Source organism: Glutamicibacter sp. AGC46, from assembly GCF_053543715.1.
This window is the reverse complement of the sequence record NZ_JBLVOJ010000024.1, coordinates 179,509-191,833: the sequence shown is the minus strand read 5'-3', so window position 1 is coordinate 191,833 and position 12,325 is coordinate 179,509. Positions and strand designations below refer to the sequence as shown.

Genomic DNA, 12,325 nt, shown 5'->3' with positions numbered 1-12,325 from the left:
GGTTTCCCCGGCCCATTTTGCGCTTAACCTGAGCTCAAGCAACGTCATATTCAACGAATATTTCAGATTTAATCAATCTGAAACAAACGTTGCAAAAATGTTATAAATCACTCCGCGAGTCAACATGCATGAAACAGTTGCCCGATTGATTTTTCCCAATCTGAAAGAAATCCTTGAAATCTCGGGGATGTGAGCTGGATCTCGTAAACCCGTGGGTAACAAGCGCGTTGCGAATGACTCTCAGGGGGAGAGTCGCGGCATTATCTGAAGCGCTTCTTTCTATATCCAAGCCAGAAAATTCGGGTTAGTCTATTGCTCAATGGATTGATCATGTGATCTGGTCCACATTGGATCCACCGATCCAGCACTCGTATCGTTCAAGAACTCAAGGAGGCGAAATGCGGTTTCAGCGCGTTTCGAAAGCAGTAGCTGTAGGCGCAGCACTGGCCCTGGCCCTTTCGGCTTGTGCACCAGGCGGCGGAGACACAGGCGCCGATGCATCAAAGGATGCTGGCGCAGGTGGCGGCAACGGTTCGGCAGAAGCAGCAAACAGCGGCAAAGCCGATCTGGGTGATATCAAGACTGCCGAAGACAATATCAACGTCACCGTAGGTGCCCCGGAATTCCTGAGCTACAACGGCTTTACTCCGAACACCTATTCCACCTACAACTCGGCCATCGTGGACCGGATGTTCGCTGGGTTCAGCTACTTCGGTACTGACGGCACGCTGTACCCCAACGAGGCCTTGGGCAGCTATGAGAAGGTGAGCGATGATCCGCTCACCATCAAGTACACCATCAACGAAGAAGCCAAATGGTCCGATGGCACGCCGATCACCGTAGCCGACTCCGTGCTGGCATGGGCAGTGCAGAACCTGAACCTCAACGAAGGTGCCAAGGACAAGCCGCTGTTCAACTCGGTCTCTGTTGATCTCGGCGACACTGTTCCAGCTGGTCCGCAGGGCGACTGGGATGGCAAGGAATTCACTGTTGAATTCGCCGAGCCTGACCCGGACTGGGCCCTCCAGTCATGGATGCTCCACCCAGCACATGTGGTGGCCGAAGAGTCGGGCATGAGCACCGAAGAGCTCGTCAAAGCCATTCTCGGTGGGGAATCCGACAAGCTGAAGAAGGCTGCCGATTTCTGGAACGAAGGCTGGATGACTGACCCGGGCAAGCTGCCCGATGAGAAGATCTCGCCTGTATCCGGCCCCTACAAGCTGGGTAGCTGGAAAGCTGGAGAGTCCGTAACCCTGGTTGCCAACGAGAACTACTATGGCCCCGCGCCTGCAACCAAGGAACTGACCTTCCGCTTCCTTGAAGACGCAAGCATGGTCCAGGCATTGCAGAATAAAGACGTTGACGTCATTAACCCGCAGCCCACCGTTGATACGCTCGCGCAGCTGGAGAATCTTGGCGACGCTGTAGCAATCCAGAAGGGCGACACCCTGACCTGGGAGCACCTTGACTTCAACTTCGCCAAGGGCAACGAAATGACCAATCTGGAACTGCGCAAGGCCTTTGCCATGTGTGTTCCACGTCAGCAGATTGTTGACAACCTGATCAAGCCGCTGAACCCTGACGCCATCGTGATGAACTCCCGCGAAGTCTTCCCGTTCCAGGATAACTACCAGGAAGTAGTGGACGCATCCTACGACGGCCGCTACGACCAGGTTGATATCGAAGGCGCCAAGAAGATCCTCGAAGAGCAGGACGCTGTGGGTACCGAAGTACGCATCGGCTACTCGGCACCTAATGAACGCCGCGCCAACCAGGTCTCGGCCATCAAGTCCTCCTGCGATGAAGCGGGCTTCAAGATCGAGGACACCGGTTCGGCTGACTTCTTCTCGCCAAACGGTGCGCAAGACCGTGGCGACTACGAAGTAGCACTGTTCGCTTGGGCAGGTTCCGGCCAGATCAGTTCCGGCCAGAACATCTACGCCACCGGCAAGCCGCAGAACTTCGGCCAGTACTCGAACGCTGAAGTCGATGCAGCATGGGCGACCCTGGCAAGCTCGCTGGACCCGGCTGTCCATGCCGAGCAGACCAAGAAGATCGAGAAGCTGTTGTGGGATGACCTGTTCGGCATCCCGGTATTCGCCCACCCAGGCTTGAGCGCCTCGGGTTCGGATATCCAAAATGTCCGTCACACCGCAACGCAGGACCAGATCGTCTGGAACGCCGAGCAGTGGGTACGTGCTGAGTAATTGCCCCTAGGCAACGTACTTGCACAATGTGAGTGAGCACATGTGGGGCCCGATCAAAAATCGGGCCCCGCAGTGTGTTCAAAGGTCCCCAACCTCAAGGGCCGGCTCACTTCCGTGAGATGAAAGTAGGACATTAGAACCGTGTGGAAATTTATCGCCAAGAGACTAGGCTCAGCACTTGCCGTGCTGTTCGCCGCATCGCTCTTGCTCTACGTACTGGTAATCAATTCAGGTGACCCGCTCAAGGACCTCCGCGAAAGCAACGCGGATAACCGCGAGTACTTGATGGCCCAGCGTGTGGAATACATGAACCTGGATGCACCCTGGTACGGACGCTACTGGGACTGGCTGACCGGCGCCAGCAAATGCCTGATTGGCCAATGCGACCTGGGACAGAATATCAACGGCGTAGAGGTCTCCGGCTTGCTGGCCAACGCCGCATCGTCCACCTTGCGGCTGGTAGTGCTCGCTACGGTGATCGCCGCGGTTCTGGGTATCGCCATTGGCGTTTTGACTGCAATCCGCCAGTACTCCGGCCTGGATTACATCGTTACCTTCATGACCTTCCTCTTCTTCTCGCTTCCCGTCTTCTGGGCAGCTGTGCTGCTCAAGGAGTACCTGGCAATCAGCTACAACGACTGGCTGGCGGATCCGCAGATATCCCTGGGGTCATCCATAGCCATAGGCATCGTCGTCGGACTCGTCCTGCAGATGTTCCTCGGGGGCTCCTTGAAGCGCCGTGGCATCACCTTCATAGCTGCCGCTGTTTTCGTCCCGCTGGTGCTGCAGTACAGCATTTGGCTGAATTTCTACCGCTACCCGCAAATGGGCCCCGCAATCATCATCGTGCTGACGGCACTCGTGGCCTTGAGCGCCACTGCCATGAGCGTTGGCCTGAAGGAAAAGCGCGTGCTGTACCCGGCGCTGATTACCGTCGTGCTGGTCTTGGCCATGTACTACGCGACCTTCTACATGCTGCTGGAACCAAACGCATGGATCCTCTTGTTCGGACTGGTCCTCGCGGTAGCCATTCCGGCAGTAGTCGGGCGCTTCATGGGCGGCCGCTTGCGCAAAGCAGCGATGTCCGTCTCCGTAGCCACCGGTGTTGTCGGTGCAGGATTGACCGTTGTCGATCACATATTCCGCGCTTGGCCTGGTTTCCTGGACGTCAAGGGACGCCCCATCGCGACCATCGGGTCGTCCACTGCTAACCTCGAAGGCGGTTTCTGGGATCACTTCCTGGATAACGGCACCCAGTTGCTGATGCCGACCATCCTGCTTGCAGTGATTTCTTTGGCTAGCTATTCGCGCTACACGCGTTCTTCCATGCTCGAAGTGCAGCGCCAGGACTACATCCGCACCGCCCGTTCCAAGGGATTGAGCGAACGCACCGTGATTTTCCGGCACGCGTTCCGCAACGCGATGATCCCCATCGCCACCATCGCCGCCTTCGACTTCGCCGGCCTGATCGGCGGCGCCGTGATCACCGAGCGCGTCTTCGGCTGGAAGGGCATGGGCGAAATGTTCGCAACCGGCCTGGATCATGTCGACCCGGCACCTGTGATGGCGTTCTTCCTGGTTACCGGTACCGCCGCAATCATCTTCAACTTGCTGGCGGATATCGTTTACGCCCTGCTTGACCCACGAATCCGAGTCTAGGAGGCATGGACCAATGAACATCCTTCATGCCTGCAACCCTAAGGACCAGCGATGAGCACCCCGAACAAGAACTTGAACGAGAACGAGCCGCAGAACCTGAATTCCGTGGCCGAGGTGGAAGACGCCAAGCTGGCCCAAATCCACGAAAAGCCGAAGAGCCAGGGACGCATTGTTCTCGAGCGCTTCGTCAGCCACAAGCCGGCGATGATTTCCGCGGTGATCCTGGTCGTCATCACTGTTTTCGCTTTCAGCTCCATTGGCTGGGGACCGATCCCCGGCTGGTGGGGACAGAACTTCTACCACGCTGGTGCCGTTGTGGATGGCGGCAAACCGACCTTGAGCCTGGTCCCCGCCTGGCTCGGCGGCGAAGGCATCCGCATCGGCGAGCACCCCTTCGGGCAGGACTCGGTCGGCAAGGACTACTTCGCCCTGGTCATGAACGGCACGCAGAAGTCCATCATTATCGGCGTTGTGGTTGGCTTGGTCGCCACTGTCCTGGGAACCGTCATCGGTGCTGTTGCCGGCTACTTCCGCGGATGGGTCGACGAAATCCTGATGCGCATCACTGACCTGTTCATCGTGATCCCATTGCTGGTCCTGGCCGCTGTTCTGGGCAAGATGGCTGGTGCATCCACCGGTTCCATCATCATCCTGGCCCTCGTGCTCGGCCTGGTGACCTGGACCGGCTTGGCCCGACTGGTGCGCGGTGAAATCCTTTCGCTGCGCGAACGCGAATACGTTGCTGCCGCCCAGGCCATGGGTTCGAAGACCAGCCGCGTGATCTTCAAGCACCTGATCCCCAACACCATGGGCGTGATCATCGTGAACGCAACCTTCGCGATCGCTGGCGCGATCCTGCTGGAGTCCTCGCTGTCCTACCTGGGCTTCGGCGTGAAGGCTCCAGAATCCTCGCTGGGCCTGCTGATCAGCCAGTACCAGAACGCCTTCACCACCCGCCCGTATTTGTTCTGGTGGCCAGGCATGATCATCGTTACCATCGCCCTGTCGGTGAACTTCTTGGGTGACGGCTTGCGCGATGCGTTCGACCCGCGCCAAATCGGAAAGAAGCGCCGCCGCCGCGCCGGCCTGTTCGCCCTTCCAACCCGCAAGGAGAAGCCATGAGCCACGCAGCACCAATGAACGAACAAGGCTCAGACGGCTACGCGCTGAGCTTCACCGACCTCAACGTCGTCTTTGCCACCGGTGGTGCAGACGTCCACGCAGTCAAGGGCTTGTCCTTGACCGTCCGCCCCGGGCAGGTCGTGGCGCTGGTTGGCGAGTCCGGTTCCGGCAAGTCCGTCACCTCAACTGCGGCGATGGGCCTGCTGCCGGAAAACGCCAATGTCTCAGGTGCCGCCAAGGTCGGCAACGTCAACGTGGTTGGCCTGGACGAAGGCAAGCTGCGCAAGATGCGTGCCACCGACATCGCGATGGTCTTCCAGGAGCCCATGACTGCGCTGAACCCGGTGCTGACCATTGAGCGGCAGTTGACTGAAGCGCTGGAACTGCACGACATCGCCTATGGCAAGGAAGCAACCGACCGGGCCATCGAGCTGCTGGACATGGTGGGCATCCCGGATCCCGCCAAGCGCGTCAAGCAGTACCCGCACCAGTTTTCCGGCGGCCAGCGCCAGCGTATCGTCATTGCCATGGCGATATCCTGCGATCCCAAGGTGATCATCGCCGATGAGCCAACCACCGCACTGGATGTAACGGTGCAGGCAGAAATTCTCGATCTGCTGCGCGAGCTCAAGGATCGACTGAATACCGGCATCTTGCTGATCACCCACAACATGGGTGTTGTCGCGGATATGGCCGATGAAGTGGCCGTGATGTTCCAGGGCAACCTCGTCGAGACCGGCACCGTGGAGCAAGTTCTGCTGCGCCCGGAACATCCATACACCCAGCGCCTGCTGGCCGCGGTACCGCGCTTGTCTGCTCCGGCTGTTACTACTGCGACGCCCCCGCACAGCTCCGAAACTGCGCCTCCAGGACGCGAGCTGGTGCTGGAAGCCAAGGACCTCGTGCTGGAATACGACATGCGGGGAAAGATCTTCCGCGCCGTGGAAGAGGTGAGCTTCGATATTGCCAAGGGCGAAGTCCTAGGCATTGTGGGCGAGTCCGGCTCTGGCAAATCCACCATCGCCAAGGCGGTGCTCGGCTTGTTGCCTGTGGCTAGCGGCAGCTTGTCGGTCCAGGGCCATGATCTGCCGAAACTTTCCCCGAAGGAAGCCCGTGCGGTTCGCAAGAAAATCGGCGTCATCTTCCAGGACCCGGCAGCATCCTTGAACCCGCGTTTCCCTATTGGCGATTGCATCACCGAACCAATGGTGGTTCACAAGGTTGGCAGCAAAGCAGGGCGCATCAAGCGTGCTGAAGAACTGCTCGATGCGGTGAAGCTGCCGCGCAACGTGATCAACCGATACCCCCACGAGCTCTCAGGCGGCCAGCGTCAACGTGTTTGCATTGCTCGCGCGTTGACCTTGAACCCCGAGCTGCTGATTGCCGATGAGCCAACTAGTGCTTTGGATGTTTCGGTTCAGGCAGTCGTATTGGAAATGCTGCAGGACCTGCAACGGGACTTCAACTTCGCGTGCCTCTTTGTCAGCCATGATCTGGCTGTCGTTGACATGCTGGCTGATGCGGTCGTAGTGATGCAGTCAGGCAGGGCGGTTGAGCAGGGCATGGTGGATACCGTGCTGCATGCCCCAACGCACGACTACACCAAACGCCTGTTGGCCGCGGCTCCGGTGCCGGATCCGCATGAGCAGGCAGTACGCCGTGAGGCTTGGCGCTTGCTGAACAGCACGAAGTAGATGCTGAGCTGAACGACGAATAAGGGGGCTCGTTTCCGGATCTTTCACTGGAAGCGGGCCCCTTCCGTCTGCCCGGGAGAGCTGGACATGGCGAAAGCCGATTCCCCGGATCCGGCCTCGGTCCGGGAAAGCGATACAAGTACTTGCGGGCCTACGAGCAGGTGCTGGGCGGCGGAACTTGGACCAGCTGAACGAGAGGGAATGCCTCGGGCTCAACACTCATCGCTGCAGGAATCACAGGATGACCCGCACTGGCGTTCTTGCACGGATCGTGCAGCAGAAAACCAGCTCGGGCGGAACCCGCAGACGCCTGCCTGGGGCTTTGCGCCGGGCGCGGGACGATGCTGATCCAGGAAAGGACCAAGGGAACCTCGGCGGTAGAGGCCCGTTAATAGGCAAAAGCTGGCTCTCTGCCGAGAGCCAGCTTTTGCCTATCTTTTGGAATCTAGTCCAGCTGCATGACGTTTTCGGTAACGACCTCTGCGCGGGCGTTGGAGAAGATCTGCTCGGTGCCAACGGTCTTGAACCCTCGGCGTTCCAGGACCTTGATGGAACCTAGATTGTCCTGGACCACATGCGCGGTCAATGGGCGCTTGGTGTATTCGGCGAGGAAGGTGTCTACCGCGCTGGTGGTCAGTCCCTTGCCCCAGTACTTGGTCGAAGTCCAGAAATTGATCTCTGGTACTTCGCCGTCGAAGACCAGAATGGATCCAACGACTTCGCCCTCATGCTCGATGGTGCGAACCAGAACATTCGGATCGTTCAGAATCGAGTTCCAGTGGTGGTCGAATACCGCGCGGTCGGCTGGGTTACGCGCTTGATAAGCGGCCATGAGGTTCGCCTCGGGTTCTTGCTGATGAGCGAAGAATGCGTCCAAGTCGGAAGGGCGGACTTCTCGTAGCTGCACGATAAAGGCCTTTCAATCGTGTGGGTCAGCGTGCCGGTATTGGCACACCAGTGAACAATGGCTTGAAACCTACACTACCGGGGAAGTGAGTGCGGCGAGTGCCATGTTGGACAATAACGGCTTCAGGCCGGACTTTTTAGTCCTCGGCGAGTGGGCGGAATGAGCAGTCGAGTTCAGCAAGCCGAAGACGGCGTGCGCGCGGAATCTGTGCGACTGCTTGCTTCCCGTGGGATGCAATTTGGCCAGTTCCGTAGTCCAAAGCCCGATATAGGAGTTCTGGAGTTTGCGGACTAATGCCAGTTCGGCCTTCGGGAGCGATTTCAAATCACGGTCCTGGACCTGCAAAATGTCCGGGCGGGACAGCGAGAAGTCAGTGTGGAAATCAACCAGACGCGAAAGCACCTCCAGGGGAGTGCCGCCGGCTTCCGTGGCCGTGCAGCCCCCGGCATAGATATCTTTGGACATATCTACTAGCAGAGCGATAAGCACTGCCTGCTTGCCGGCGAAATGCCGGTACACGGCCGGACCGGATATGCCGCAGGCAGCGCCCAGATCCTCCAGCGAAACACCCGCGTAGCCATTCAAGGCGAACAGTCGAGTGGCTTCACGCAAGAGTGCTTCTCGTCGTTCAGCTTTGGCGCGCTCACGCTCTGTTGGTTCATTGAGCGACTGGTATTTGCTCGCCAACACAATCAACTCCTTACGTTTGCCAAGCCTCGGTCTGGACAAGTGTGACCGCTGCCACTAATGTCAAAAATGTAGCTGTTTACCCACCCGTAGGCAGCAACCAGTTAATAAATATTAACCATACGCGTCGCGGCGTGTGCTTCCAAGAAACTCACGCACCTGGCGCAGAACATGACCGCCACCGGATTATGCACATCCCGCAGCCGATGCCGGTTCGTCCCTCAACGAAGAGAGAGCCTGATGATTGATCTCGAACTCGACGACCAGTATCAAGACCTGGTCGACATGGTCCGCGAATTCGCCCAGGAAGTCGTAGCCCCGCAGAGCGCGCAGAACGATGCCAACCATGCGTTCCCCTATGACATCGTCAAGCAAATGGGGCAGATGGGTCTCTTCGGGCTGCCAGTCTCCGAAGAATACGGCGGTTCCGGCGGCGACTACTTCCACCTCGCGCTGGCGCTCGAAGAACTGGGCAAGGTAGACCAGTCGGTAGCCATCACTCTCGAAGCCGGCGTCTCCCTGGGCGCGATGCCGATCTACCGCTTTGGCAGCGAGGGCCAGAAGCAGAAGTGGCTGCCAGCCCTGGCCGCCGGCGAACGCTTGGCCGGTTTTGGCCTGACCGAACCCGGTGCAGGCTCCGACGCCTCAGCTTCCTTGACCAAAGCGAAACTGGAAAATGGCGAATGGGTTATCGATGGCGCCAAAGAATTCATAACCAACTCCGGTACCGACATCACTTCCCTCGTCACGGCCACCGCTGTCACCGGTGTCGACGAAGCAACCGGCAAGAAGGAAATCTCGGCAATCATCGTGCCGACGGGAACCGAAGGATTCACCGCGGAGAAGGCCTACGACAAGGTGGGTTGGCGTGCCAGTGACACCCATCCGCTGAGCTTCAGCAGCGTGCGAGTTCCGGAGGAGAACCTGCTTGGCGAGCGCGGACGCGGATACGCCTACTTCTTGGAAATTCTCGATGAGGGACGTATCGCCATCGCGGCGTTGGCCACCGGAGCCGCCCAGGGTTGCCTCGACGAGGCGGTGAAGTATGCCAAGACCCGGACTTCCTTCGGCCAGGCCATCGGCCAGTACCAAGGCATCTCCTTCATGATCGCTCGCATGGCTTCGCGCGCCCACACGGCCCGTCTGGCCTACTACGCGGCGGCGGCGAAGATGCTCGCCGGCAAGGACTTCAAGATCGAAGCCGCGCATGCCAAGCTGATTGCCAGCGAAGCGGCGATGGATAACGCCCGTGATGCTACCCAGATCTTTGGCGGCTACGGATTCATGAATGAATCATTGGTTGCACGGCACTACCGCGATTCGAAGATCCTGGAAATCGGCGAAGGAACCACGCAGGTCCAGCAGATGCTCATTGCCCGCAGCTTAGGTCTCTGATTCTTGCCAGAGGGGGCGCTGCATCCTGATTTTGGGGTGTGGCGCTCTTTGGGCGCTCACAGTAAAACGAACCATAATGGGTAGGGTGAGCTCCCAGAAAACTTTCATTCCAGCCGGACATCCCCGTCGCGTCAGCCTGATCGGTTCCACCGGTTCCATCGGCACGCAGGGACTGGACGTCATCGAAAACGCATCCGGACAATTCTCCGTGGCAGCGCTGTCCGGTGGGTACAACCTTGAATTACTGGCTCGCCAGGCAATTAAGCACCGCCCTGCGCTCGTTGGCAGCGCGGTGGAATCCAAGGAGGAGCTTGCCGCGGCCATTAAGCGAGCCGCAGAAGATGCATCGGTAACCGGATACACTCCCGAGCTGGTGGCCGGCGCGCATGCGGCAACCGAGGTTGCCGCTTTCGCCGAGGCCGACGTGGTGCTCAATGGCATCACCGGTGCCATTGGCCTAGCCCCGACCATTGCTGCCTTGGAAGCCGGCCACCTGCTGGCACTGGCCAATAAGGAATCCCTGATCATCGGAGGCCAGGTAGTCAAGCGGATCGCGGCACCAGGCCAGATCTCGCCCGTTGATTCCGAGCACTCCGCCCTCGCCCAGGCCCTGCGCTCTGGCGCGCCCGAGGAAGTGGCCAAGCTGCTGGTGACTGCCTCTGGCGGTCCCTTCTTCGGCTACAGCCATGAGCAGCTGCGTGATGTCACCCCCGCCCAGGCGCTGGCTCATCCAACCTGGGACATGGGGCGCATGGTCACCACCAACTCGGCCACCATGGTCAACAAGGCTTTGGAAGTCATCGAAGCCCACCTGCTGTTCGACGTGCCACTGGAAAAGATCGAGCCTGTGGTGCATCGCCAGTCAATCATTCACTCGATGGTGGAGTTCATCGACGGTTCGGTGATCGCCCAGGCATCGCCGCCGGATATGCGCCTGCCGATCGCTTTGGGCATTAATTGGCCGCATCGGGTTGCCGGTGCCGCGAAGGCTTGCGATTTCTCCACCGCAGCAAGCTGGACCTTCGAACCACTGGATGAGGAGGTCTTCAGCGCTGTAAAGCTTGCCAAGCAGGCCGCAGCGTCGTCGGGAACGCATATGGCTGTCTATAACGCCGCCAACGAAATTGCAGTGGATGCCTTCCATGATGGAAAGATCCGCTTCACCGACATCGTTGAGACCGTGGAACGGGCCTTGGACGAGTACACCCCGATGAGCGCAGCGCTATCGGTCGAAACAGTGCTGGAAACAGACCGCTGGGCCCGCGCCCATGCAACGAAGATCATCGAGGCCAAAGCATGAGTGCATTGCTGTTCATCGGCGGCGTCCTATTCATGGTGGTAGCCGTCGGGCTGTCCATTGCGCTGCATGAAATCGGGCACCTGGTACCCGCGAAACTGTTCAAGCTGCGCGTTCCGCAGTACATGATCGGTTTCGGCAAAACGCTGGTTTCCTTCAAGCGTGGCGAAACGCAATACGGCATCAAGGCCCTGCCCCTGGGCGGCTACATCTCGATGGTGGGCATGTACCCGCCACGCGACCAGGTCGTCTCGGATGCTTCCGGGAAGAAGCCGAATCTCTTCCAGAAGGTCTTCGGACAGATGGTGGATGACGCACGCTCGCAGGCCAACGAGAACGTGCTGCCCAGCGATGAAGGCCGGCTGTTCTACCAGCTGCCGATCTACAAGCGCGTCATCATCATGCTCGGTGGCCCAATCATGAACCTGGTCATCGGGTTCGTGGTGATCGGCATCGTGCTGACCAGCTTCGGCCAGGCTACGCCAACCACCACGGTCTCCGAGGTGTACCAGTGCATTGCCAGCGCACAGAACGCAGAGCAGGCCGAATGCACCGACAAGGATGTCCCAGCGCCGGCTTACGAGGCAGGCCTCCTGCCAGGGGACACGATCACCGCCGTAAACGGCACCGCTGTTGCGGAAGCTGAATGGAATAAGCTCACCGATGTCATCCGCGATCATCCAGGAGAACCCATCACCCTGGACTATGCCCGCGACGGGCAGATTCGCACCACCGAGCTGACTCCGTACCTGACCGAACGCCCGGCGACCGACGAAAATGGCTACGTGCTGCTCGATGAGCAGGGCGAATACATCATGACCAAGGTCGGTTTCGTCGGGATGGGCTCCTTGCAGCGGGACCTGACCCAGCCGCTGAGCGCGGTTCCCGGCGTGATCGGGGATCAGTTGCTGAGAATTGGCGATGTCATCCTGCACCTGCCCCAGCGCATGGTGGATGTCGCCCAAGCTGCTTTTGGCAGCGAGGAACGCGACCCGAATGGGCCGGTGTCCATCGTGGGCGTTGGGCGCATTGCCGGAGAGATCAGCGCGGAGGATTCCATCTCGGTAGCTGACAAATTCGCAACCTTGCTGTCATTGGTGGGCGGTTTGAACTTGGCCCTGTTCGCCTTCAACCTGATCCCGCTGCTGCCGCTGGATGGCGGCCACGTGGTGGGCGCGCTGTATGAGGGGCTGAAGCGCACAGTTGCCAGGATCTTCAGGATCAAGAAGGTACGGCCTGTGGACACGGTCAAGCTTTTGCCGCTGACTTATGTCGTGGTGGTAGCGATGCTGGTCATGGGCGGGCTCTTAATATATGCGGATATCTTCAAGCCGATACAGCTGTTCTAAGCAGGGAG

9 protein-coding genes are annotated in these 12,325 nt (G+C 59.1%); 7 read left to right on the top strand and 2 right to left on the bottom strand.

The features are described 5' to 3' along the window. The first annotated feature begins 398 nt into the window (after positions 1-398). From ACNPM8_RS12910 to ACNPM8_RS12895, 4 genes are all read left to right on the top strand, one after another. A complete protein-coding gene (locus ACNPM8_RS12910; protein ID WP_400290355.1) occupies positions 399-2,207 on the top strand; it encodes an ABC transporter family substrate-binding protein in 1,809 nt (602 codons plus the stop codon). 141 nt (positions 2,208-2,348) lie between these two features. After that, positions 2,349-3,866: an ABC transporter permease gene (locus ACNPM8_RS12905; protein WP_448939964.1), complete on the top strand. Its 1,518-nt coding sequence runs from the start codon at positions 2,349-2,351 to the stop codon at positions 3,864-3,866. 51 nt (positions 3,867-3,917) lie between these two features. Then, positions 3,918-4,988, top strand: coding sequence for an ABC transporter permease (locus tag ACNPM8_RS12900; RefSeq protein ID WP_105657258.1), 1,071 nt, complete (start codon positions 3,918-3,920; stop codon positions 4,986-4,988). Beyond that, complete coding sequence (locus tag ACNPM8_RS12895; protein ID WP_332486603.1) at positions 4,985-6,682, top strand: ABC transporter ATP-binding protein; 1,698 nt, start codon at positions 4,985-4,987, stop codon at positions 6,680-6,682. Before ACNPM8_RS12900 ends, ACNPM8_RS12895 begins: the two co-directional genes overlap by 4 nt. A 445-nt stretch (positions 6,683-7,127) precedes the next feature. Here ACNPM8_RS12895 and ACNPM8_RS12890 read toward each other — a convergent pair whose 3' ends face one another. Then, complete coding sequence (locus ACNPM8_RS12890; protein WP_105657260.1) at positions 7,128-7,589, bottom strand: GNAT family N-acetyltransferase; 462 nt, start codon at positions 7,587-7,589, stop codon at positions 7,128-7,130. Positions 7,590-7,658: 69 nt separating this feature from the next. Next, positions 7,659-8,279 carry a TetR/AcrR family transcriptional regulator gene (locus ACNPM8_RS12885; RefSeq protein ID WP_105657261.1) on the bottom strand — a complete coding sequence of 207 codons (621 nt, stop codon included), beginning with the start codon at positions 8,277-8,279 and terminating at the stop codon, positions 7,659-7,661. 237 nt (positions 8,280-8,516) lie between these two features. On the opposite strand from ACNPM8_RS12885, the gene ACNPM8_RS12880 reads away from it, so the two are divergent. From ACNPM8_RS12880 to ACNPM8_RS12870, 3 genes are all read left to right on the top strand, one after another. Continuing rightward, complete coding sequence (locus ACNPM8_RS12880; RefSeq protein ID WP_105657262.1) at positions 8,517-9,671, top strand: acyl-CoA dehydrogenase family protein; 1,155 nt, start codon at positions 8,517-8,519, stop codon at positions 9,669-9,671. 76 nt (positions 9,672-9,747) lie between these two features. Next, the gene (gene dxr, locus ACNPM8_RS12875; protein ID WP_105661821.1) at positions 9,748-10,971 is read left to right on the top strand and encodes a 1-deoxy-D-xylulose-5-phosphate reductoisomerase; all 1,224 of its coding nucleotides are present in this window, start codon (positions 9,748-9,750) and stop codon (positions 10,969-10,971) included. Continuing rightward, on the top strand, positions 10,968-12,317 hold the full coding sequence (locus tag ACNPM8_RS12870; RefSeq protein ID WP_105661822.1) for a M50 family metallopeptidase: 1,350 nt from the start codon (positions 10,968-10,970) through the stop codon (positions 12,315-12,317). Before dxr ends, ACNPM8_RS12870 begins: the two co-directional genes overlap by 4 nt. Positions 12,318-12,325 lie beyond the last annotated feature (8 nt).

What these genes read in the sequence shown, in the direction of transcription:
- ACNPM8_RS12910 (WP_400290355.1), top strand. Translation starts at nt 399, where the DNA reads ATGCGGTTTCAGCGCGTTTCGAAAGCAGTAGCTGTAGGCGCAGCACTG.
- ACNPM8_RS12900 (WP_105657258.1), top strand. Translation starts at nt 3,918, where the DNA reads ATGAGCACCCCGAACAAGAACTTGAACGAGAACGAGCCGCAGAACCTG.
- ACNPM8_RS12895 (WP_332486603.1), top strand. Translation starts at nt 4,985, where the DNA reads ATGAGCCACGCAGCACCAATGAACGAACAAGGCTCAGACGGCTACGCG.
- ACNPM8_RS12880 (WP_105657262.1), top strand. Translation starts at nt 8,517, where the DNA reads ATGATTGATCTCGAACTCGACGACCAGTATCAAGACCTGGTCGACATG.
- dxr (WP_105661821.1), top strand. Translation starts at nt 9,748, where the DNA reads ATGGGTAGGGTGAGCTCCCAGAAAACTTTCATTCCAGCCGGACATCCC.
- ACNPM8_RS12870 (WP_105661822.1), top strand. Translation starts at nt 10,968, where the DNA reads ATGAGTGCATTGCTGTTCATCGGCGGCGTCCTATTCATGGTGGTAGCC.